17 protein-coding genes and 4 pseudogenes are annotated in these 21,916 nt (G+C 63.6%); 9 read left to right on the top strand and 12 right to left on the bottom strand.

All coding sequences use genetic code 11. The annotated features are described in order from the left end of the window. Window positions 1–32: 32 nt before the first annotated feature. The 4 genes from NUH87_RS22370 (at window position 33) to NUH87_RS22355 (ending at window position 2,643) form a co-directional block, all read left to right on the top strand. A complete protein-coding gene (locus tag NUH87_RS22370) occupies window positions 33–935 on the top strand; it encodes a chemotaxis protein (protein ID WP_338522715.1) in 903 nt (300 codons plus the stop codon). A 1-nt stretch (window position 936) separates the two neighbouring features. After that, entirely contained in the window at window positions 937–1,428 is a 492-nt protein-coding gene (locus NUH87_RS22365; RefSeq protein WP_338522714.1) for a GNAT family N-acetyltransferase, read from the top strand. A 36-nt stretch (window positions 1,429–1,464) separates the two neighbouring features. Next, window positions 1,465–1,788 (top strand): hypothetical protein, encoded by a 324-nt coding sequence (locus tag NUH87_RS22360; RefSeq protein ID WP_338522713.1) that lies wholly within the window; start codon window positions 1,465–1,467, stop codon window positions 1,786–1,788. Window positions 1,789–1,890: 102 nt separating this feature from the next. Next, entirely contained in the window at window positions 1,891–2,643 is a 753-nt protein-coding gene (locus NUH87_RS22355; RefSeq protein ID WP_338522712.1) for a YkgJ family cysteine cluster protein, read from the top strand. Between the two features lie 24 nt (window positions 2,644–2,667). Here the strand turns inward: NUH87_RS22355 and NUH87_RS31330 are convergent. The 10 genes and pseudogenes from NUH87_RS31330 to NUH87_RS22310 form a co-directional block, all read right to left on the bottom strand. Beyond that, window positions 2,668–3,663, bottom strand: a pseudogene (locus NUH87_RS31330) (methyl-accepting chemotaxis protein); the annotation flags it as partial. Between the two features lie 306 nt (window positions 3,664–3,969). Beyond that, a pseudogene (locus NUH87_RS31325) lies at window positions 3,970–4,251 on the bottom strand (PAS domain-containing protein); the annotation flags it as partial. Window positions 4,252–4,472: 221 nt separating this feature from the next. Then, window positions 4,473–4,715 carry a hypothetical protein gene (locus tag NUH87_RS22345; protein WP_338522710.1) on the bottom strand — a complete coding sequence of 81 codons (243 nt, stop codon included), beginning with the start codon at window positions 4,713–4,715 and terminating at the stop codon, window positions 4,473–4,475. Window positions 4,716–4,802: 87 nt separating this feature from the next. Continuing rightward, on the bottom strand, window positions 4,803–5,783 hold the full coding sequence (locus tag NUH87_RS22340) for a fimbrial protein (RefSeq protein WP_338522709.1): 981 nt from the start codon (window positions 5,781–5,783) through the stop codon (window positions 4,803–4,805). Continuing rightward, a complete protein-coding gene (locus NUH87_RS22335) occupies window positions 5,776–6,543 on the bottom strand; it encodes a molecular chaperone (protein WP_422393952.1) in 768 nt (255 codons plus the stop codon). The genes NUH87_RS22340 and NUH87_RS22335 overlap by 8 nt, the downstream gene beginning before the upstream one ends. Before the next feature lie 14 nt (window positions 6,544–6,557). Beyond that, complete coding sequence (locus tag NUH87_RS22330; protein WP_338522707.1) at window positions 6,558–9,137, bottom strand: fimbria/pilus outer membrane usher protein; 2,580 nt, start codon at window positions 9,135–9,137, stop codon at window positions 6,558–6,560. A 122-nt stretch (window positions 9,138–9,259) separates the two neighbouring features. Then, window positions 9,260–9,478, bottom strand: a complete 219-nt coding sequence (locus NUH87_RS22325) for a hypothetical protein (protein ID WP_338526898.1) — start codon at window positions 9,476–9,478, stop codon at window positions 9,260–9,262. Between the two features lie 159 nt (window positions 9,479–9,637). Then, window positions 9,638–9,963 (bottom strand): annotated as a pseudogene (locus NUH87_RS22320) (molecular chaperone); the annotation flags it as partial. Window positions 9,964–10,057: 94 nt separating this feature from the next. Further along, a complete protein-coding gene (locus NUH87_RS22315) occupies window positions 10,058–10,615 on the bottom strand; it encodes a fimbrial protein (RefSeq protein WP_338522706.1) in 558 nt (185 codons plus the stop codon). Between the two features lie 415 nt (window positions 10,616–11,030). Next, on the bottom strand, window positions 11,031–11,357 hold the full coding sequence (locus NUH87_RS22310) for a type 1 fimbrial protein (protein WP_338522705.1): 327 nt from the start codon (window positions 11,355–11,357) through the stop codon (window positions 11,031–11,033). Between the two features lie 299 nt (window positions 11,358–11,656). On the opposite strand from NUH87_RS22310, the gene NUH87_RS22305 reads away from it, so the two are divergent. The 5 genes and pseudogenes from NUH87_RS22305 (at window position 11,657) to NUH87_RS22285 (ending at window position 19,604) form a co-directional block, all read left to right on the top strand. Beyond that, window positions 11,657–12,820: an efflux RND transporter periplasmic adaptor subunit gene (locus NUH87_RS22305; protein WP_338522704.1), complete on the top strand. Its 1,164-nt coding sequence runs from the start codon at window positions 11,657–11,659 to the stop codon at window positions 12,818–12,820. After that, the gene (locus NUH87_RS22300) at window positions 12,817–15,912 is read left to right on the top strand and encodes a multidrug efflux RND transporter permease subunit (protein WP_338522703.1); all 3,096 of its coding nucleotides are present in this window, start codon (window positions 12,817–12,819) and stop codon (window positions 15,910–15,912) included. The genes NUH87_RS22305 and NUH87_RS22300 overlap by 4 nt, the downstream gene beginning before the upstream one ends. Before the next feature lie 9 nt (window positions 15,913–15,921). Next, entirely contained in the window at window positions 15,922–16,602 is a 681-nt protein-coding gene (locus tag NUH87_RS22295) for a heavy metal response regulator transcription factor (RefSeq protein WP_338522702.1), read from the top strand. Continuing rightward, window positions 16,592–17,956 (top strand): heavy metal sensor histidine kinase, encoded by a 1,365-nt coding sequence (locus NUH87_RS22290; protein ID WP_338522701.1) that lies wholly within the window; start codon window positions 16,592–16,594, stop codon window positions 17,954–17,956. The genes NUH87_RS22295 and NUH87_RS22290 overlap by 11 nt, the downstream gene beginning before the upstream one ends. A gap of 146 nt (window positions 17,957–18,102) precedes the next feature. After that, window positions 18,103–19,604, top strand: a pseudogene (locus NUH87_RS22285) (diguanylate cyclase). Window positions 19,605–19,653: 49 nt separating this feature from the next. Here NUH87_RS22285 and lpxC read toward each other — a convergent pair. Together lpxC and ftsZ are read right to left on the bottom strand one after the other, a co-directional pair. Further along, complete coding sequence (lpxC, locus tag NUH87_RS22280) at window positions 19,654–20,565, bottom strand: UDP-3-O-acyl-N-acetylglucosamine deacetylase (RefSeq protein ID WP_040070738.1); 912 nt, start codon at window positions 20,563–20,565, stop codon at window positions 19,654–19,656. A gap of 112 nt (window positions 20,566–20,677) precedes the next feature. After that, complete coding sequence (ftsZ, locus tag NUH87_RS22275; protein ID WP_040070740.1) at window positions 20,678–21,871, bottom strand: cell division protein FtsZ; 1,194 nt, start codon at window positions 21,869–21,871, stop codon at window positions 20,678–20,680. Between the last annotated feature and the right edge of the window lie 45 nt (window positions 21,872–21,916).

Here is a 21,916-nt window from a genome sequence, read left to right as displayed (position 1 = left end):
TCCCGGACCACCTTTTTCCACAGAAGGTTTCTATGTCTTCCAACAAAGCCCGCGCAGACTCGCTGTCACTTCTGCTCTTTACCTTGCGCAGCGGCAAGCTGATGGCGATCAACCTGCTGAAAGTCAGTGAAATCATTCCTTGCCCGCCGCTGACCAAGCTGCCGGAGTCCCATCCCCACGTCAAAGGCATCGCCACCCTGCGCGGGGCTTCGCTGTCGGTGATCGACCTGAGCCGCGCCATCGGCGAACGGCCCCTGGTGGACCCGGATGGCGGTTGCCTGATCGTCACCGATATCAGCCGCTCCAAACAGGGCCTGCATGTCCAGGCGGTGAGCAAGATCGTCCATTGCCTGACCACCGATATCCGCCCGCCACCCTACGGCTCCGGCGGCCCCAAGGCCTTTATCACCGGGGTGACCCAGGTCGACGGGACGCTGGTCCAGGTGCTGGATATCGAAAAGGTCATCCACGCCATCGCGCCGGTGCAGATCGACGTCACGCCGACCGAACTGAGCATGGAAGAAGCGGAAATCCTCGGCCATGCGCGCATCCTGGTGATCGACGACAGCCAGGTGGCCCTGCAGCAATCGGTGCACACCCTGCGCACCCTCGGCCTGACCTGCCACACCGCCCGCAGCGCCAAGGACGCCATCGGTTGCCTGCTGGAGCTGCAAGGCACCGCCGAGCAGATCAACGTGGTGGTCTCCGACATTGAGATGTCCGAGATGGACGGCTACGCCTTCACCCGCACGGTGCGCGAAACCCCGGATTTCCAGGACCTCTATATCCTCCTGCATACCTCGCTGGACAGCGCCATGAACAGTGAAAAGGCCAGGCTGGCCGGGGCCAATGCGGTGCTGACCAAGTTTTCCTCGCCGGAACTGACCAAGTGCCTGATCCAGGCCGCCAGGACCGTCGCGGGCCAAGGGATCTGAAATGCCGGACCGTCACTGCCAGTTGCTGCGAAAGGACCTCGACGACTTGCTGGACATCCCCCAGTGGCCGAGCGGTATCCGCGTGGGCGTGTTGCGAGCGGACCTGATGGAAGCGGTGCATGGCTTGCTAAAGCTGGGCTACCGGGACGGCGGCGGCAGCGTCGAAGGCTTCGCCGAGTGGCGCGAACGCTTCATCAGCGACGCCGAATTCGATCCCTCGTTGTGCCTGATCGCTCTGGACGAGCACGGCCTGGTCGGTGTCGCCCTGTGCTGGACCAGCGCCTATATCAAGGACCTGGTGGTGCATCCGCGGCGACGCGCCCAAGGCCTCGGCCTGGCCTTGCTGCGCCAGGCCTTCAAGGTGTTCGCCTCGCGGGGCGAAGCCTTCGTCGATCTCAAGGTCATGGAAAACAACCTGGTCGCCAGGCGGCTCTACGAGCGCGCCGGCATGCGCTTTATCGAACGCTATGAAGTCAGCCCGGCTCAGGCATAATCCCCCCTTGCCCGCCGCCCTTGAGGGAGACCTGTCATGAAAGCCTTCACCCTGCTCTTCATCAGCTTCGTCACCCTGGCCAGCCAGGCCCAGGCCGCCAGCCCGGACGTCTGGGCAAGCTACAACAAGGCCGTGGTCGCCAGTTGCACCAAGGCCAGCAAATTGAAAAACGTCAAGCCCGTGGGCAATCCCGCGCAATTCGACGACAAGGTCGGCTACACCGCCCTGCTGCTGCACGGTCGCTATCCCCAGGCGCACATGAAGAACCAGCCGGGCACCGAATTGTGCCTGTACAACAAGAAGAGCAAGAGTGCCGTCATCAGTGAATGGGACTCGGTCATGCCCGCCCGCAGCAACTGAGCGGCTGGCGCATAACTTGCTTTGACCGAAGCTTCCACGGCGAAACAAAACGGAATTACGTCACCGTCCCTGCCCTGTCCTTGCCTTTCGGTCGTTTCCCCCATGAGTACCCATTTTTCCTGCGTCGGTTGCGGCAAATGCTGCACCGATCACCATGTGCCCCTGACGCTTGCCGAGGCCCGGCAATGGGCCGCGGACGGCGGCCAGGTGATTGTCCTGGTCGAGGGCTTCCTGACGGATGGCCCGGGCCTGCCGGAAGCACAACGCGATCATGTGCTGCGCCGCTCCTGGGGCGTGCCCAGCGGTCGCACTGAAGCCCGTGTCGCCATCACCTTTGCCGCCTACAACAGCGGCCCCTGCCGGAATCTTGACGAAGACCTGCTCTGCCGGATCTATCAACGGCGGCCACTGGTGTGCCGGATCTACCCGATGGAAATCAATCCGCATATCCCGCTGCGGCCCGAGGCCAAGGACTGCCCGCCCGAGTCCTGGCAAGACACGCAACCGCTGCTGATCGTCGGTGGACAGTTGCAGGACCCGGAACTGGCGCGGCTGATCGAGGCCTCGCGCCAGGCCGACCGTGACGATATCCAGGCCAAGGAAGTGATCTGCGCACGGCTGGGCATTCGCACCACGGCGCTCAAGGGGGACGGCTTTACCGCCTACCTGCCGCAGATGTCGGCGTTCGCGGCGGCGATTGACCAGGTGCAACAGCTGACGCACTGGCCGGCGGCGGGCGAGTGGAGTTTTCATGTCTCCGGCCCGGGCATCGCCGACCAGTTGCAGGCGGCGGGGGCGCGGGTGGTGAGCGAAGCGGCGACAACCTATGCCTTTATCGCCTTGCAGGCAGCCTGAGCCCCACTCCTGCGGGGGCCGCGCTCAACAGCGCTTGCGCCAGAACTCCTGGGCCAGTGAGCGCAGGTCGTCGGCGAGTCCCGCCACATCGCCCGAGTTGAGATGGCTCTGCTTGCCGACACTGACCAGCGCCTCGCAGGCATTGCGGATGCTGACGATATTGCGGCTGATGTCCTCGCTGACGCTGCTCTGCTCCTCCACCGCCGAAGCGATCTGCTGGCTCATCTGGGTGATCCGGCTGACCCGCTGACTGATCCCGGCCAGGGCATCGGCCGCCTGCTGGACCTGCTGCACACTGTCCTCGGCCTGCTGGCTGCTCTGCTGCATCACCGTCACCGCATTGCGCGCGCCGTCCTGCAGGTTGCTGATCATCCGCTGGATTTCGTTGGTCGACTGCTGCGTACGCTGGGCCAGCCCACGCACCTCGTCGGCCACCACCGCGAACCCGCGGCCCTGCTCCCCGGCGCGGGCGGCTTCGATGGCGGCATTGAGCGCCAGCAGGTTGGTCTGGTCGGCAATTCCGCGGATCACTTCCAGCACCGTGGAAATCTCGGTGCTGTGGCTTTCCAGGTGCAGGATGACCTCGGTGGCCCGCGCCAGTTCGTCGGCCAGGCGCAACACCGCGCTGCGACTTTCCCCCACCAGATGATGCCCCTCACGGGTTTCGCTACCCACCTGGTCGGCCGCTTCGGACGCCTGCTGGGCATTGCTGGCGACCTGGGCCACGCTGACGCTCATCTGCTGGATGGCCGCTGCGACCTGGTCGGTTTCGGCCTGTTGATCCAAGGTACTGCCGTGACTGCTTTGAATATCCCGGGCCAGCGCCTGGGCATGCCCGGACAGGCGCAGCGAGGCATCGCCGATACGCCCCACCACCGCACCGACCTGGGCCTCCAGCATATTCAGGGCAAAGCCGATCTGGCCGAACTCGTCGCTACGGCCGGTATAGATCGCCTGGCTCAAGGGGTTGTCGGCAATCTCTCGGGCGCGCGCCGTCAGTTGCGCAAACGGACGTAGGGCCCAATGGGTCAGCGCGCCGACCAGCACACTGCCCAGGGCCCAGAGCCCCAGTTCGACCTCCACCGACAGCCCGGCAAAGCCGTGCCCCAGCACCAGGACAACCGCGAAGGCCACGCTGGATTGCGCCCAGAGCCGGGTCTGCAGGCTCAGGCGGGGCAGGCGCTGACGCCAGGGCAAGCGCCCGTTGCGCAACCAGCCGTACCAGCGCTCGGCGGCCTCGATCTCCGCGGCGCCGGGCCGGGTCCTCACCGACTGGTACTCCACCGTCTGGCCGTCGCGGGTCACGGGGGTGGCGTAGGCACTGACCCAGTAGTGATCACCATTCTTGCAGCGATTCTTCACCAGCCCCATCCACGAGCGCCCGCCCTTGAGGGTCTGCCACATATGCGCGAACGCCTCGCCGGGCATGTCCGGATGGCGCAGCAGGTTATGTGGCGAGCCCAGCAACTCCTCGCGGCTGTAACCGCTGATCCTGATGAAGTCGGGATTGGCGTAGGTTATCGCGCTGTCCAGATCGGTGGTCGAAAGGATGTTGGCATCAAAGGCGACGTCTACATTTCGCCCGGTAATCGGGAGATTGATCTTCATCGAAAGCGCGCTCGGAGAGTGAGAGGAGTCGGCAGGGCGTCGACTCTAAGCGCACGGAAAAGCAAAACACTGATCCAGCTCATGATACTGGCATTTAGCCCATTTCATGACAATTCGACGACAATCCCCCCTTGTAGATACCGTCTTGCCTCTCATCGCCAGCAAGCCGGCTCCTACAGGGGGGCGTAGGGCGATGTATGCGGTGAAACGCCGAGCGCGACTCAGCGTTTGCCCATGGACCGGCGCGTGCCATTGGGCGCGCGGCCCGGCCTCTCGTGATGCCCGTCCTTGCCACCTTTCTGGTGCCAGGTCTGGCCGGTCTTTTTCGCCGCGGCAAATTCAGCGGGCTTGAACGGAAAGCTGAAAGCCGGGATGGCGGGCTTTTCGCCGACCGCAAGCTCGGCCTCGACCACAGGTTCCTCACCCGGGTTAGCGGAAACGGACGGTTGTTCAGGGGAAGTCATGGAAGCTCCGAAAAGGCGGGACGGATCAGGTCGAACCGAAAGGTCGCAGTATACCTGCGAGCGCCCTGCCCGCGCCGCCGCCCACGGTCATTTATAGAACAAATCGACCACCACCCCGGCGGAGAACGGCCCGGCCTTGGGCCGGTCGCTGTTCCACACCAGCTCGGCGTCGAACCGTGCCATGGCCGCCCGGGTTTCGCCCAGCAGTTCGGCCAGATGAAAGGAGCGGTCATAGGGAATCCCCTGGCCTCCGTCCGCCCGAACGATCCGGATCCCCACCCCGTCATTGCCCTGGGGGATCAGCAAGTCCCCGGACACGCTACCCGACACCGGTTTCAAGCGGGCGTCCAGACTGAACGCGGTGTCACAGGTTCGGCTGGTGTGCAGGGCGAATGGACGACGCGCGGCCACCTCGCCCATGACCACCCGCTCGATGGCGACCCGCCCGAAGTCGACTGTCTCGGGAATCACCTGCAGCTCGGCATCACAGGCGACGAAACGCAGGCCCGCCAGGTTATTGATCACATAATTGAGCGAACGCCCAGCCGCACTCGGTCCCGCGCCCCCGTCCAGTTGAAACAGGCGATAGTCCTGCAGGTTGCTCGCCACCCCCGAAGGCGGCGTGGGCCCGAACTTCTCGATGAACACCGAGAAGGCCAGGTTGAAACTCAAGGGCGGGCACGTCCCCTCGAGGCAGCCCGGTACACGCCGCCCGGTGGCGATTCGCCCGCTGCTCTGGTGATGATCGACACCGTCATGGGTCAAGCCGGCACGGATGCCCTGGCCGATCACCTGGCCGGCCGGGTTGAGGTAGATGAACACGTCCTCGTCCCCGCCCTGGGGGTTGTCCCGGACGCAATCGACCGCCAGGTTGAGCGGTTCCGAGCGCCAGATCACGCTGCCGTTGGGGGACGAGGCCGGTATCGCGACCGTGCTGCCCAGGTCGGCGTTGACAAGGGTGGCACCACTGCCCTGCAACGTGCAGGTCAGGGCAAACGCGCTGGCCGGACTCAAGAGTCCGAGGCACAGCAACGGACGCAACCAGGCACGGCAATCAAGCTTAGTCATGGGATGAAACCTTCTGTTCGGAATGGGCGGTGTCGGCACTCAGTGATGCATTGAAGGGGGTACCGAAGGCCAGCCGTGCGCGGTAGACGCGCTGGCCGCCATAGTCGGTCAATGCCTTGAAGCGCAGGTGCTGCGCCGGGGAACGGGCCAGGATCAGCTCCCGGCGTTCTCCCGGCGGGACCAGCAGATCGTCCCCCAGATGCTGGGGGGTGCCCTGGAGCGGGTCCTCCTCGACCTGAATGTTCAACAGGGCGGCGTGGAACACCGTCGGGTTCTCCACCCGCAGCCGATGGACGCCACTGTCATCACGCACCAGCGTCCAGTTCAGGCGCTGCGGGGTGGCCGCCGGATCGCCCGGCAGCCCCGGCGGGCGGTACAGCACATTGATCCGCTGGCGGATCGCGATGTTCAGCAGCCCGTCGCCCGGACGGCTGCGGGGAATCTCCAGCACATACAGGTGCAGCAGCGACTCACGCCCCGCCGGCATGCCCAGCCCTTCGTACATCAGGCGCAAGACCTGGCGACTTTCGGGTGCCAGCCGCGCCAACGGCGGCGTCAGCACAAAGGGCAGGTTCGCCGACGGCTCCGGCCCCTCGTTCGCATCGCTCAACCAGGCCTGCAACAGGACCTCCTCCGTGCCACGGTTGCGCGCTTCGATACTCACCTCGCGAAAGCGCCCGTCGAACACCAGCCGCGTACCGCTGAGGGACACCGCGGCCTGCAGCGGGCCGCCCGCCAGCAAGCCCAGCAGCACCAGCATCAGGTTCAGGCCCTTCACCGGCACACACCTCGAATCCGCTCGTAGCTCCGTTGCGGGTCCCGAGGGGGCAGCTTGAACGAAAACCGGCAGCGCCGATCCGACCAACTGACGGTCAAGACACCTTGCTCCTGCTCACTGAGCACCAGCGCGCGACTGCTCGGGTCGACCACCGCCAATGTCCGGCCGTCTGCGTCCTGGACACTCGCCCCCAGGGGAATCGGGCTGCCATCGGCCTGGCTCAGCTCGAACTGCACCCGCCGGCCGGCACTGGCCTTGAAGCTCGCCAGCACCACCGCACCACGCCGCGGGACCACCTGGGCGATGGCGTTATCCACCTCCACGTCGGCGCCCAGGTTGCGGGTATCCAGGCTGATCCAGTTGGCCCGGTAGGGTTGCGCATAGGGCACCACCGCATAGCCGTTGGCGCCGGTTTCGACACCGCTGAAGTTGTTGAAACGGGCGCCGCTGATACCGGGCACCTGGGCCAGCACAAAGGTGTCGCCCAGCGACTGGCCGAGGTTGATGCCGCCGCCATGGGCCACCAGCGAACCCCGGGCCCCGAGGTTCCAGCTGTTGAAGTCGCGGCCATGGCTGTAGCCGGCTTCGAAACGCCCCATGGACGTGGTGCTGTTCAGGCTGACCGAACCCGCACCGGCGCCGCTGCCGTCATTGCCGGCCAGTACCGAATAGAAGGTGTCGCGACTCTCCGGCAGCCGCCCGGTCAATCCGGCCAGGGCGCTGGAGCCGCCCTGGCTGTCGTGCGTACCGGTAAACGAGGCACGGGTCGACCGCTCATGACTGCCCAGCGGCAGCGAAAGCGTCAGGGTCAATTGATGGTCGGTACCGGCCTGCCCGTTGATATCCAACACTTCGGCGCGGTCCAGCGACAGGCTGTAGTTGAGATCGCGCCAATAGCCGCCGTAGGTCAGGTTGTACTGCCGGGAAGTGCCGGGCAGGTCCCAGAAACGCTGTTCCAGGGCCGAGACACTCACGGTCCCGTTGCCCAACGGTTGACTGAGGTTGAGATCCAGGCGGTCCCTGGCCCGCCCCGGCAGGATCAATCCGGGCTGGCTGCGCTCCTGCACATGCTGGTCGAACGTACGGTATTGCTCGCTGGAATAGCGGTAACCGGCGATGGCAAAGGTGGTGCCGGTGGCATTCACGGTATTGGCGTAGCGCAAGCGTACGCTCTGCCCGCCCAGGTCCGCCGCCGGCTGGTGACTGATCGAATGGGTCAGGTCCGCCGAGATCGCCCCCAGCCCGGTATTGACCCCCGCCCCCAGGTTGCTGGCCTGGTAGTCCCCGGCCAGTTGCAGGCCACCATAGCCGGTCAGGTGCTCGGTCAGGCCGTAGATCAGGGTAGTACTGGCAAAGCCGGGGGTCTGGTAGCCGCTGCTGTTGCTGTCGTACTGCCCGGCTTCGACGCTGTAGCTGAAGGTGCCCTCGGGCACCATGATCGGCAGGGAGGCGAACGCCTGGGTAAAGGTGCGACGCCGACCATCGGCCTCGATCACGGTCACCAGCAGATCGCCATTGGAGCCACTGGGGTAGAAGTCGCGGATCTCGAAAGGCCCGGGCGCCACATTGGCGCTGTACAGCAGGTAGCCGTTCTGGCGGATCTCCACCGTCGCGTTGCTCTCGGCCACGCCGCGGATGGTCGGCGCATACACCCGTTCGCTGTCCGGCAGCATGCCGTCGTCGGTGGCCACCTGGACACCGCGAAAACGCACGCTGTCGAAGATCCGCGAGTCGGTATAGGTCTCGCCCAGGGTCAGTTGGCTCTTCCAGGCGGTCAGGTCGCGCTGGGCGAAGGTGCTGTTGCTGCTCCAACGCGCCGATTGATCGGTACCTTGCAACAGCGAGGACTGGTTGCGCAGACGCCAGTCGCCCAGGTTCAAACCGTTGTTCAGACCCAGGTAATAGCTGTCGGTGCGCACCCCGCTCACCTCGCGGCGGTTGCCGGTAAAGCTGTAGTCGATGAATCCGCTGTTCACGCCACGGTCCCACAATTGCGGCGAGATATAGCCACGGGCGCTGCGGCGCAAGGCGATCTGCGGCACGCTGATGTTCAGTTGCAGGCTATTGGGCTGGTAGTCGACGCTGGCCTGGTCCAGGCGGCGCCAATCGAAGCACTGCTCGGGTGCCCCGCCCTCGGTCAACACCCCGAGGCTGCGCAGGCGCTCCAGGTCCAGCCCCAGGTCGTCGAGTACCGGCAACGTCAGGCAAGGTTCGACCTGGCCGTTCGCGGCGTTGCGGACAAATAACAGGTCTCGGCGCGCACTGAGGTTGCGATTGAGGTAGATATCCACCCGGTAGGTCCCCGGCAGTACGCTGTTGCCCTCCAGAAAGGCCTTGAGGTCCGCCGCCTGTTCGCCGCCGTGGATGAAGGCGGTATTGAAGCGCGGTCCCTGCCTGTTTTCATCGCCCGACGGCTCGGAAAAGGCAGCGCCCGGCGCGATCAGCACCACCCCCAATGACCATTTGAAGCCCCATGGACCTCGTGCCTGCTCAAACAGGGCGCGGACGAAACCACCGGCGCCCTCATGATGTGATAACCCGAGAACTTCCTTTGTTCGCTGATAAAGCCAGTCCATTTGCAACCTTCACTCAATAGCTTGAAGTGTGTTCCAGGCGAATTCCTTTTCCGCGCGCGCAACGCCCTGACCTGCGCACGGGGCCCGGCATTGAAAGAAAAATCGGATAACGATCGGAGACGCTAACTGTCCAGCGGTTGCGCCTGGCCCTGGGTCCAGTCACCCGAGGACAACCGATAACGCACCAGGGCCCCGTGGTCGTTGATGACACTGAAATTCAACTGGGCGTTCTGCGCCTGGGCATGCTCCTGCAGCTCATAGTCGACGGACTGCCCCGGGGCCAGCATCGAATTCTTCTGGTGCAGGACCCGATGCCCCCCGGACAGCAACTGGATGTTCACCAGCGTCAGGTGATAGGGCCCGGTGTTGACGACATTCAGGACGCCGCCACGGCGCAGGCTCCAGCGCAGTAGCCCGGGCGCCTGCTCGACATCCTCGTTGAGCCGGCCCGGGCGGTAGAACACCTTGATGCGCTGGCGAATGCCGATCTGCAGGACATTCTCCTGCTCGCTGGCCTGGGGAATCTCTTGCACGTTCAACCAGAACAGCGACTCACGGTCCGGCGGCATCGCCGCCCCGGAATGAATGAGGCGAACCGTCTGCCGACCGCCCGAGGGCAGTTGCACCAGGGGGGAACCACCACGAAGGGCGGCTCTTGCGTGCCCCCTTCATCGGCTTCGAGCCAGGACTGCAGCAAGATGGCCGAGGAGTTGTTGTTCAGTACACTGAGTACCGCTTCCTTGTCTTGCGCCGGGTAAACCACCCGTGTCGTATTCAACACAATACCCGCCCGCGCATCGGCTCCTATCGATATGGCCAGGACCATACCGATCACCGGAGCAAAAACGTTCCGCATCTGAACTACCCGTCTCAATGAACAAAAGAACGGAGCTGTGAAAAGCTCCGTTCAAGAAAACCGCTTAGTTATAAGTCAGGACAAAAGGCACGGTGCCGGTTGCGCCACCGGGTACCGTGGCCACACCGTTCTTGACAAACACCGCCCTCAGGGCCAGTGCACCGCTCGAGCCGGTACCGCTGGGCTGGAGGACACCGTCAATGGTGTCGGTGGGATCCTGGATATTGAGGAAGGCATCGCTGTCGCGGCGCACCAGGCCGATCCCCACGCCCTGGGCGGCGCCGGCGGTGGTCAACAGGTAAGGATCGTTGGCATCGGTTTGCGCGGGCCGGAACGACATGTGCACGGTGTTCTCCGCCGCGGGTTGCAGGCAGGTCACCACCAGGTCGATGTTTTTCGCGGTGCCCAGCCGCGAGTCGGTGCGGTTACCGATATCGGCAAAGGACACACGCCCCAGGTCCACCGGGATGTTATCGGCCGAACCGCCTCCGGAAGATACTTCGCAACTGGTGTTGGTCAAGGCACCGGTAAAGTTCAGCGTGCCACCGTTGGCTGCGTGTGCGGTAGTGATTGCCCCCAGGGTCGCCGCCAATAAAGCCAGGGTCATAGAGATCTTTTTCATGCGAACACAATCCTTCGAGTTAATTCGTTTGTACCCATCACTTGGGTGGCGAGCACTATAGACTCGAAGACTATATAACGCTGTAAGCCCTTCGCGACTGGACAACTAAGACCGCGCTTACAAAGAGGCACGCTAATACTGTCAGAGTTCGGTGTCATTCCAAACTCAAAGAAACAGGAACAATTAGCGTTTAATATTCAAACTGTTTTCACGAAACAGCTCACCCGCAAGACACAATGACAAATTACTTTGATACTGATCTGATGCCAGCACGAATAGTTGCAAACAGCGCTATTTGTTCAATATCGCCAAGTTCCGGGCATGCGCGCTCCCGCAGGTCGCCGGATTTTTACCCGCCTGGCGGCCCGTCTATACACACCATCGACAACACCTGGCGCGTGAGCGCACGTACAACTCAGTTGTACGTGATGATCACCACGCCTTGCCCTGTCGTCTGTCGGGTCGCGACACTCGCCGCTAAGGGCTGATAGCTCACGCTAAAAGGCACCCGCCCCTCGCGACAGGCATTGGCTGCCGTATCGACATTCAAACTCAATACAGAGGAGACTTTGAGCCATCGACTCTGCGGCCCGACATTGTCTGTTGCCTGCGTCCCGACTTCGCAACCGGACTCCACGATCTGTCCGGAAAACCTGATCAGCCCGGCGCTCTTCGCTGTCGGTACGTTGAAACCGCCGGTAATCAGCAACAGGACGCCGAGACTTATTATTTTCCCGTTCATTTCCAACACTCCCAAAACAGGGTCGGCATTAGCAAGTAAAGATCACTGCACGCCACCGCACCAGAAATTAAAGAATCGTCTGTAGGATATATCTCCATTGATTGTCCGCCCTGGATACTCTTTAACGTTATCGCCCAAAGTGATAGGCGCTTTAATACCCGGCGGGTTATAAGACAGACGGTTTTCTGACAGCCCTGACAGGTGGCCGTCACCTTGCTGACCCGGTCGGGGGGTTATAAAGGAGCGACTGTTCTGCCAGCATTCACCTCCCTATCCCTTTGTCCCGGCGCTCTGACAGCATGCGTATCCCGAAGAAAACCGCGTTGATCCTTGGCCTGGTGGTGCTCCTGGCCGCTGCCGCGATCTGGGCGCTGACCCGACCGTCCCAGGCCAAGCCCACCGCCAGTGCCAGCGTGCCGGTCAAGGTGGTCAGCGTGGCCCGGCAGGACGTGCCGCGTTATGTCAGCGGTATCGGCTCGGTGCTGTCGTTGCACAGCGTGGTGATCCGCCCGCAGATCGACGGCATCCTCACCCGGCTGCTGGTCAAGGAAGGACAACTGGTCAAGGAAGGCGACCTGCTGGCGACCCTGGATGATCGTTCGATCCAGGCCAGCCTGGCGCAGGCCAAGGCCCAGCTGGCGCAAAGCCAGGCGCAGTTGCAGGTGGCGGAGGTCGACCTCAAGCGCTACAAGTTGCTGACGGTCGACAACGGTATTTCCAAGCAGACCTACGACCAGCAACAAGCGCTGGTCAATCAGTTGAAGGCCACCGCCCAAGGCAACCAGGCGGCGATTAACGCGGCGCAGGTCCAGCTCTCCTATACCCAGATCCACTCGCCCGTCAGCGGCAGAGTCGGCATTCGCGCCGTGGACGAAGGCAACTTCCTGCGCATGAGCGATGCCCAGGGCCTGTTCTCGGTGACCCAGATCGACCCGATTGCCGTGGAGTTCTCCCTGCCCCAACAGATGCTGCCGACGCTGCAAGGTTTGCTCGCCAGCAGCCCGCCGGCGCCGGTCAGCGCCTTCCTCGGGGACGACGGGCACAGCGGCCTGCTGCTGGGCGAAGGCCACCTGACCCTGATCGACAACCAGGTCGCGGCGGGCACCGGGACCATCAAGGCCAAGGCCGAATTCAGCAACAAGACCCAGAAGCTCTGGCCGGGCCAACTGGTGAACATCAAGATCCAGACCGCCCTGGAGCGCGACGCCCTGGTGGTGCCGCCCTCGGTGGTCCAGCGCGGCCTGGACAACTACTTCGTCTACCGGGTCAAAGGCAGCGGCGTGGAAGTGGTCGCGGTGCAGATGGCCTACCAGGACAGCGACCTGAACATCATCACCGGCGTGCAGGCCGGCGATGTGCTGGTCAGCGACGGCCAGTCGCGGCTCAAGCCCGGCTCGCGGATCGAAGTACTGGGCGAAGCCAAGGTGGCTGACCGGCAGAGCGCCGTGGAGTCCAAGCCATGATCAAGGACAGCCGCGGCGTTTCGGCCTGGTGCATCGATCATCCGGTGGCGACCCTCCTGCTGACCTTCGCCCTGGTGCTGCTCGGTGCGATCGCCTTCCCGCGCCTGCCCCTGGCGCCGTTGCCGGAAGCGGAGTTCCCGACCATCCAGGTGTCGGCCCAGCTCCCCGGCGCCAGCCCGCAAACCATGGCGTCTTCGGTCGCCACGCCGCTGGAGGTGCAATTCAGCGCCATCCCCGGCATGACCCAGATGACCTCCAGCAGCGCCCTGGGCACCACCACCCTGACGTTGCAATTCACCCTCAGTAAAAGCATCGACACCGCCGCCCAGGAAGTCCAGGCAGCGATCAACACCGCCTCGGGCAAGCTGCCCAAGGACATGCCGACCCTGCCGACCTGGCGCAAGGTCAACCCGGCCGACAGCCCGGTGCTGATCCTCAGTGTCAGCTCCAGCCGGATGCCCGGCACCGAGCTCAGCGACTACGCCGAAACCCTCCTGGCCCGCCAGCTCAGCCAGATCGATGGCGTCGGCCAGATCAACATCACCGGCCAGCAGCGCCCGGCCATCCGGGTCCAGGCCTCGGCGGACAAGCTGGCGGCCATCGGCCTGACCCTGGCGGACATCCGCCAGGCGATCCAGCAGACCAGCCTCAACCTGGCCAAGGGCGCGCTGTACGGCAAGTCGAGCATCTCCACCCTGTCGACCAACGACCAACTGTTCCAGCCGGAGGAATACCAGCAGCTGATCGTTTCCTACAAGAATGGCGCGCCGGTCCAGCTCAAGGATGTCGCCCGGGTGATCCGTGGTTCCGAGGACGCCTACGTGCAAGCCTGGTCCGGTGACGAGCCGGGGGTGAACCTGGTGATCTCGCGCCAGCCGGGGGCCAACATCGTCGAGACCGTGGACCGTATCCAGGCCGCCCTGCCGGAACTGCAAGCCATGCTGCCGGCCTCGGTGCAGGTCAAGGTGCTGATCGATCGGACCCAGACCATCCGCGCCTCGCTGCATGAAGTGGAAATGACCCTGCTGATCGCCATCCTGCTGGTGGTGGCGGTGATGGCGCTGTTCCTGCGCCAGTTGTCGGCGACCCTGATCGTCTCCGCCGTGCTCGGCGTGTCCCTGGTGGCCAGTTTTGCCCTGATGTACGTCATGGGCTTCAGCCTGAACAACCTGACCCTGGTGGCGATCGTCATCGCCGTGGGCTTCGTGGTGGACGACGCGATTGTCGTGGTGGAAAACATCCATCGCCACCTCGAGGCCGGCGACGGCATGCGCGAAGCCGCGATCAAGGGGGCCGGGGAAATCGGCTTTACCGTGGTCTCGATCAGCTTCTCGCTGGTCGCCGCGTTCATTCCGCTGCTGTTCATGGGCGGCGTGGTCGGACGCCTGTTCAAGGAATTCGCCCTGACCGCCACCTCGACCATCCTGATTTCGGTGGTGGTCTCGCTGACCCTGGCGCCGACCCTGGCCGCGCTGTTCATGCGCGCGCCGGTGCATCACGAACATGCCAAACCCGGTTTCGGCGAACGCCTGCTGGCCGTCTACGAGCGTGGCCTGCGCCGCGCCCTGGCGCACCAGAAACTGATGTTCGGGCTGTTCTGCCTGACCCTGGGCCTGGCCGTTGCCGGCTACGTGTTCATTCCCAAGGGCTTCTTCCCGATCCAGGACACCGGCTTCGTCCTCGGCACCACCGAAGCCGCCGCCGACGTTTCCTTCAACGACATGGTGGCCAAGCACAAGGCCCTGGCCGAGATCGTCGCGGCCGACCCGGCGGTGCAGGCGTTCTCCCACTCGGTGGGCGTTTCCGGCAGCAACCAGACCATCGCCAACGGCCGCTTCTGGATCGCACTCAAGCCCCAGGACCAGCGGGATGTGTCCGCCAGCGCCTTTATCGACCGCATTCGCCCAAAACTGATGAAGATTCCCGGCATCGTCCTCTACCTGCGGGCCGGCCAGGACATCAACCTCAGTTCCGGGCCGAGCCGGGCCCAGTATCAATACGTGCTCAAGAGCAATGACGGCGACACGCTCAATACCTGGACCCAGCGCCTGACGGAAAAACTGCGGGCCAACCCGGCGTTTCGCGACCTGTCCAACGACCTGCAACTGGGCGGCAGCATCACCCATATCAACATCGACCGCAGCGCCGCCGCGCGTTTCGGCCTGACCGCCAGCGATGTCGACGAAGCCCTCTACGACGCCTTCGGCCAGCGGCAGATCAACGAGTACCAGACCGAGACCAACCAGTACAACGTGATCCTAGAGCTGGATGCCGCGCAGCGCGGCAAGGCCGAAAGCCTGAACTACTTCTACCTGCGCTCGCCGCTGACCGGAGAGATGGTCCCGCTGTCGGCCCTGGCGCGCTTCGACGTGCCCAGCAGCGGCCCGCTATCCATCGCCCATGACGGCATGTTCCCGGCCGCCAACCTGTCGTTCAACCTGATGCCTGGCGTGGCCCTGGGCGATGCGGTGCTGATGCTCAACCAGGTGAAGAACGAAATCGGCATGCCGGCCTCCATCAGCGGTAACTTCCAGGGCGCGGCCCAGGCCTTCCAGAGCTCCCTGGCCAGCCAGCCGTGGCTGATCCTCGCGGCGCTGGTGGCGGTCTACATCATCCTCGGGGTGCTCTATGAAAGTTTCGTGCACCCGCTGACGATCATTTCCACCCTGCCGTCCGCCGGTCTCGGCGCGCTGATCATGTTGTGGCTGCTGGGCCAGGACTTCTCGATCATGGCGCTGATCGGCCTGGTGCTGCTGATCGGCATCGTGAAAAAGAACGGCATCCTGATGATCGACTTCGCCCTCGAGGCCCAGCGTAGTGGCCTGTCGCCCGAGGAGGCGATCTACAAGGCCTGTATCACAAGGTTCCGCCCGATCATCATGACCACCCTGGCCGCCCTGCTCGGCGCCCTGCCGCTGATGATCGGCCACGGCACCGGCGCCGAATTGCGCCAACCGCTGGGGATCGCCGTGGTCGGCGGGCTGCTGGTGAGCCAGGCGCTGACCTTGTTCACCACCCCCGTCATATACTTGTGGCTCGAGCGGCTCTTCCATCGGCCGACACCGGCGCCCGCGCCGGCGATCACTCTCTGAGGCGGGCTCATGCGCGTTCTGATTATCGAAGATGAAGAAAAAACCGCCGACTACCTGCATCGCGGCCTGACCGAACAGGGCTACACGGTGGACCTCGCCCGGGATGGAGTCGGCGGCCTGCACCTGGCGCTGGAAAGCGACTATGCAGTGATCGTGCTCGACGTGATGCTGCCGGAACTGGACGGCTTCGGCGTGCTCAAGGCACTGCGCGCGCGCAAGCAGACGCCAGTGATCATGCTCACCGCCCGCGAGCGTGTCGAAGACCGTATTCGCGGCCTGCGCGAAGGCGCCGACGACTACCTGGGCAAACCCTTTTCCTTCCTCGAACTGGTGGCCCGCCTGCAGGCCCTGACCCGGCGCAGCGGCGGCGGCCACGAGCCGGTGCAGATCAGTGTCGCCGACCTCTGGGTCGACCTGATCAGCCGCAAGGCCAGCCGCGCCGGGGTGCGCCTGGACCTGACCGCCAAGGAGTTCTCGCTGCTCAGCGTGCTGGCTCGGCGCCAGGGCGAAATCCTCTCCAAGACCGCCATTGCAGAGATGGTCTGGGACATCAATTTCGACAGCGACGCCAACGTCGTCGAAGTCGCGATCAAGCGCCTGCGGGCCAAGCTCGACGGCCCGTTCGAGCAGAAACTGCTGCACACCATTCGCGGCATGGGCTACGTGCTGGAGAGCCGCGGTGCCGACTAACAGCATCGCCCTGCGCCTGAGCGGCCTGTTCAGCGGCGTGGCGCTGCTGGTGTTCCTGTTGATCGGCGGGGCCCTGTACCAGCAGGTGGACAAAAGCCTGGGCCTGTTGCCGGAAGCCGAGCTGGAGGCGCGCTCCAGTGTGCTGCTGTCATCGCTAAATCACGACAGCACCCTGGAGCACTGGGCCAAGGTGAGCGCCAAGCTCAAGCAATTGGGCGAAGAGGACATGCGCATTCGTTTCTGGGTGGTCAGTGGCAATGAAAACTACGAGTACGGCACTCCCGACGCTCTGGTTCGCACCTTCGCCGAAGGCCCCGCCGGCATGCGCAACCTGCGCTTGCCGGGGCATGCCTACCCGTTCAAGGTGCTGGTCAACGCCTTGCCGGCCAAGGGACCGCGTCCGCCGCTGAAGTTTCTGATCGCCATCGACACCGAAACCTTCCGCCAGACCCAACATCACTTGCTGATCGCCCTGATCGGCCTGGCCATCATCGGCATCGCTCTGGCGTCCGCGTTGGGTTACTGGGTGGCGCGGATCGGCCTGAAACCCCTGATCAAGCTCTCGGAAGAGGCGCAGAAACTGGCACCGCCGAGGCTGTCCGGGCGCCTGCAGCTGTCGCCGCTACCACCGGAGCTCAGCCAGTTCGTCAATTCCTTCAACTCGACCCTGGAACGCGTCGAGCAAGCCTATTCGCGACTGGAATCGTTCAACGCCGACGTGGCCCATGAACTGCGCTCGCCGCTGACCAACCTGATCGGCCAGACCCAGGTGGCACTGACCCGCGGACGCTCGGCGGAGCATTATTTCGAGGTCCTGCAATCGAACCTCGAAGAGCTGGAGCGCCTGCGCTCGATCATCAACGACATGCTGTTCCTGGCCAGTGCCGACCAGGGCAGCAAGGCCACCAAGCTGATCAGCACCTCGCTGGCCGGCGAGGTGGCGACCACCCTCGACTATCTGGATTTCATCCTGGAGGACGCCCAGGTCCAGGTGCGGGTCAGCGGCGACGCCCAGGTGCGGATCGAGATCGCCCATTTGCGCCGGGCCCTGATCAATCTGCTGAGCAATGCGGTGCAGCACACGGCGCCGGGGCAGGTGATCGAGGTGCGCATCGAACGCGAGGGCGCGCAGGTGGCGATTGCCGTCTCCAACCCTGGCGAAGCCATTGCCGGGGAGCATCTTGCGCGGCTGTTCGAACGCTTCTACCGGGTCGATGCCTCGCGCAGCAACAGTGGCGCCAATCATGGACTGGGGCTGGCGATCGTCAAGGCCATCGCCCTGATGCATGGTGGCGACGTGTTCGTGCGCAGCCAGGATGGGGTCAACACCTTTGGCCTCCACCTGCCGGCCTGAACCAGTAGCGAACTGGATCGGCCCCAGGCCGACCCGATCGAGGTTTTCCTGAGCTGAAACTCCACAGACACGTCGTTTGAGACTGGCGTTTTTCTTGCGTGGGCCGTATACATGCGCCAATAAACCCATGCGATGAGAGTGCCATCATCCACCACCACTCTGCAAAACCCGCCAACCCGCAGCTCCTGCTGATCCTGGGTAGCACGCTCACGGTCGTTGCCATTCTCGCCATCGTGACCTACCTGCTGGTCCGCGAGCGCGGCAGTGCTGCCCAGGCCGCCGCCCGGGCAGCGAGCAATATCGTGCAACTGATCGATGCCGATGTGCTGCGCAACGTGGAACTCTACGACCAGGCGGTCAAGGGCCTGATCGAGGCCTCGCAACGCCCGGACCTGGCGAGCGTGCCGCCCCAGGTTCGTCATCTGGCGCTGTTCGACCGGTCCTCGACCACCTCCCACAGAGGCGACGTTCTCCTGCTCGATCGCCAGGGCGATGTCATCGCCGACTCGCTCTCGATCAAGCCGAGAATGGATAATTTCTCCGACCGTGAATACTTCCAGGCTCATCTGCACGACCCGAGCCCGAGACTGATGATCAGTCGCCCGTTCAAGGCTCGCCGGGCGCCCCATCCCTGGCTGATCGGTTTCAGCCGCCGGGTATCCTCGGCAGATGGCGAGTTTCTCGGGTCGCCGCGGCCGCCATGCGCCTGAGTTACTTCGACGCGCTGTTCAAGACCTTGAATGTCGGCAAGGGCAGTTCGGTCAACCTGATCAGCACGGCGGGTATTCTCCTGGCCCAGCAGCCACCACTGGCCGAGGAACTGGTCGGAAAGAACTTCGGCAATCGCCCCAACTTCATCCGCATCCTGCACGAGGGCGAAGGCAGTTTTACCAGCGTCTCCAGCGTCGACGGCGCCGAACGGCTCTATACCTTCTCCCAGGTGGGTGAGTTGCCGCTGATCGTGGTGGTCGCGCTCTCCACCGATGATGTCTATCGCGCCTGGCGGCATACCGCGTCGCTGGTCGGCCTGGCCACGGGCGTTCTCTGCCTCATCGTGCTCTGGCTGACCTGGCTGCTGTCCCGGGAACTGCGCCTGCGCCTGCGCGCCGAAGAGGAACTCGCCGAACTGGCGGCGACCGACTCGCTGACCGGCGTGGCCAATCGCCGGGCGCTGGATGAAGCCCTGCAGCGCGAGTGGGCCAGGGCGCAACGGTCGGGCAAACCCCTGTCGCTGCTGATGATCGATGCCGATCATTTCAAGGCCTTCAACGACCGCCACGGCCACCCGGTCGGCGACCAGGCCCTGCGGCAGCTGGCGCAGGTGATCGGCGACAGCATTCGGCGTCCTGGCGACATGGCGGCGCGTTATGGCGGCGAAGAGTTCGCCGTGGTGTTGCCGGAAACCGACGAGCACGGTGCGTTGAACCTGGCGCAAAAGATCCGCGCGGCCATGGCCGCGCAGGCGCCCTTCAAGGGGGACGCGCAAGCGATCACCGTCAGCATCGGCGCCAGCACCACGTCCCCGCCCAGCGAAGGCACGGTGGAACAGTTGCTGCGCAAAGCCGACCAGGCGCTGTACCAGGCCAAGCACGAGGGCCGCGACCGGGCGGTGCATGCGAGCCTCGCTCCTACAAGAACGCGGGCATAAAAAAAGCCGCCCGAAGGCGGCTTTCAAATACGACAAAAGGAGAGAGTCGTTACACGGCCGCAACGGGACGCATGTAAGAGATCGGCGCGGTGCTGGCGTCTTCGAAGGTCACCACTTCCCAGGCATCCTTCTGCTCGATGAGCTTGCGCAGGAGCTGGTTGTTCAGCGCGTGACCGGACTTGAAGCCCTTGAACTCACCAATCAGGCTATTGCCCAACAGGTAGAGGTCACCAATGGCGTCGAGGATCTTGTGCTTGACGAATTCGTCTTCATAACGAAGGCCGTCTTCGTTCAGTACACCATCCGAATCGACCACGATGGCATTTTCCACGCTACCGCCGAGTGCGAGGTTGTGCTTGCGCAGGTACTCGATATCACTCATGAAACCAAAGGTCCGGGCGCGGCTGACTTCTTTTACGAACGAAGTGCTGGAAAAATCCACGCTGGCACTCTGGATGCGGTCACGGAACACCGGGTGATCGAAATCGATCTCGAAGCTCACCTTGAACCCTTCGAAAGGCACGAAAGTGGCGCGCTTGTCGCCGTCTTCCACTGTGACTTCACGCAGGATGCGGATGAACTTCTTGGCTGCGTCCTGTTCTTCCAGGCCGGCAGATTGAATCAGGAATACGAAGGGTCCAGCGCTACCATCCATGATCGGGACTTCGGACGCGGAGAGCTCGACGTAGGCGTTATCGATGCCCAGGCCGGCCATGGCCGAGAGCAGGTGCTCCACCGTGTCCACCTTGACGTCACCGTTGACCAACGTGGTCGACATCGTGGTTTCGCCAACATTTTCCGCGCGAGCAGGAATCTGCACCACAGGGTCGAGGTCGGCACGACAAAACACGATGCCGGTATCCACAGGCGCTGGCTTGAGGGTCAGGTAGACCTTCTCGCCGGAGTGCAGGCCGACACCTGTGGCACGGATAATATTTTTCAGGGTGCGTTGTTTAATCATGGCATGGGCCGCTTCAGCGCAAATTGCGAACAGGTATCAACAAAGGCTGGCGATAATAGCAGACCAGGCCTTTGCTGAACACCAATCACCCTAATACTCCTGATACATTCCATCAATCAGCCTGGCGACGCAGGAAAGCCGGGATATCCAGATAGTCCAGGTCGTCCTGCGGGTTCATCTTCGCGGCAGTCGCAGCACCGGCCTGGGCCTGGTTGCGCATGACGGTCGGACGGTCGAGATCACGGTAGTTGACCGACGGCAGTTCCTGACGCGCCGGCGCTGGCGCCTGGGCGGCAGCCGACTGGCTGGTCTGCAGGGTGTTGTCGATGACCTTCACAGGCTTCTCGATACGTGCACCCAGGCCGGTGGCAACCACGGTCACGTGCAGCTCGTCGCGCATGTCCGGATCGATCACGGTACCGACCTTGACCATCGCCGCTTCGGAAGCGAAGGCTTCGATGATGCTACCCACGTCGGAGTACTCGCCCAGGGACAGGTCCGGACCGGCGGTGATATTCACCAGGATGCCGCGCGCGCCTTGCAGGTTGACGTCTTCCAGCAGCGGGTTGCGGATCGCCGCCTCGGTGGCTTCACGCGCACGGTTCGGACCGCTGGCGCAGCCAGTGCCCATCATCGCCATGCCCATTTCGCTCATCACGGTGCGTACGTCGGCGAAGTCGACGTTGATCATGCCCGGACGCTTGATGATGTCGGAGATACCGCGAACGGCACCGGCCAGCACATCGTCAGCCTTGGCGAAAGCCGACAAGAGGCTTGCGTCTTTACCCAGGATGGTCAGCAGCTTCTCGTTGGGGATGGTGATCAACGAGTCGACGCTTTCGCTCAGCGCGCGGATGCCTTCATCGGCGATCTGCATGCGCTTGCGGCCTTCGAACGGGAACGGACGGGTCACCACCGCAACGGTGAGGATGCCCATTTCCTTCGCCACTTCGGCAATGATCGGCGCCGCACCGGTACCGGTACCGCCACCCATGCCGGTGGTGATGAACACCATGTTGGTGCCCTGCAGCACTTCGGCGATGCGCTCGCGATCTTCCAGCGCGGCCTGGCGACCGACTTCCGGGTTGGCGCCGGCACCCAGCCCCTTGGTCACGCCGGTACCCAGTTGCAGGATAGTCCGCGCGCCAATGTTCTTCAGGGCCTGGGCATCGGTGTTGGCGCAGATGAACTCGACGCCTTCGATGTTGCTCTTGACCATGTGGTTAACGGCGTTGCCGCCGCCACCGCCTACGCCGATAACCTTGATTACCGGACTCTGTGGGACGTTGTCTACGAGTTCGAACATGTTCCCTCTCCTTTCATTCTCTAGTTTTTTCGCCTACTTCTACTG

This window comes from Pseudomonas batumici, assembly GCF_036585405.1.
Taxonomy (GTDB): Bacteria; Pseudomonadota; Gammaproteobacteria; order Pseudomonadales; family Pseudomonadaceae; genus Aquipseudomonas; species Aquipseudomonas batumici.
The sequence above is the reverse complement of the archived record's forward strand: the minus strand, read 5'-3'. Positions and strand labels throughout refer to the sequence as shown.

Bases quoted from the DNA above. Each gene is read 5' to 3' on its own strand.
- NUH87_RS22370 (WP_338522715.1), top strand. From the start codon at position 33: ATGTCTTCCAACAAAGCCCGCGCAGACTCGCTGTCACTTCTGCTCTTT.
- NUH87_RS22365 (WP_338522714.1), top strand. From the start codon at position 937: ATGCCGGACCGTCACTGCCAGTTGCTGCGAAAGGACCTCGACGACTTG.
- NUH87_RS22360 (WP_338522713.1), top strand. From the start codon at position 1,465: ATGAAAGCCTTCACCCTGCTCTTCATCAGCTTCGTCACCCTGGCCAGC.
- NUH87_RS22355 (WP_338522712.1), top strand. From the start codon at position 1,891: ATGAGTACCCATTTTTCCTGCGTCGGTTGCGGCAAATGCTGCACCGAT.
- NUH87_RS22345 (WP_338522710.1), bottom strand. From the start codon at position 4,715: ATGACTTCCCCTGAACAACCGTCCGTTTCCGCTAACCCGGGTGAGGAA.
- NUH87_RS22340 (WP_338522709.1), bottom strand. From the start codon at position 5,783: ATGACTAAGCTTGATTGCCGTGCCTGGTTGCGTCCGTTGCTGTGCCTC.
- NUH87_RS22335 (WP_422393952.1), bottom strand. From the start codon at position 6,543: ATGCTGGTGCTGCTGGGCTTGCTGGCGGGCGGCCCGCTGCAGGCCGCG.
- NUH87_RS22330 (WP_338522707.1), bottom strand. From the start codon at position 9,137: ATGGACTGGCTTTATCAGCGAACAAAGGAAGTTCTCGGGTTATCACAT.
- NUH87_RS22315 (WP_338522706.1), bottom strand. From the start codon at position 10,615: ATGAAAAAGATCTCTATGACCCTGGCTTTATTGGCGGCGACCCTGGGG.
- NUH87_RS22310 (WP_338522705.1), bottom strand. From the start codon at position 11,357: ATGAACGGGAAAATAATAAGTCTCGGCGTCCTGTTGCTGATTACCGGC.
- NUH87_RS22305 (WP_338522704.1), top strand. From the start codon at position 11,657: ATGCGTATCCCGAAGAAAACCGCGTTGATCCTTGGCCTGGTGGTGCTC.
- NUH87_RS22300 (WP_338522703.1), top strand. From the start codon at position 12,817: ATGATCAAGGACAGCCGCGGCGTTTCGGCCTGGTGCATCGATCATCCG.
- NUH87_RS22295 (WP_338522702.1), top strand. From the start codon at position 15,922: ATGCGCGTTCTGATTATCGAAGATGAAGAAAAAACCGCCGACTACCTG.
- lpxC (WP_040070738.1), bottom strand. From the start codon at position 20,565: ATGATTAAACAACGCACCCTGAAAAATATTATCCGTGCCACAGGTGTC.
- ftsZ (WP_040070740.1), bottom strand. From the start codon at position 21,871: ATGTTCGAACTCGTAGACAACGTCCCACAGAGTCCGGTAATCAAGGTT.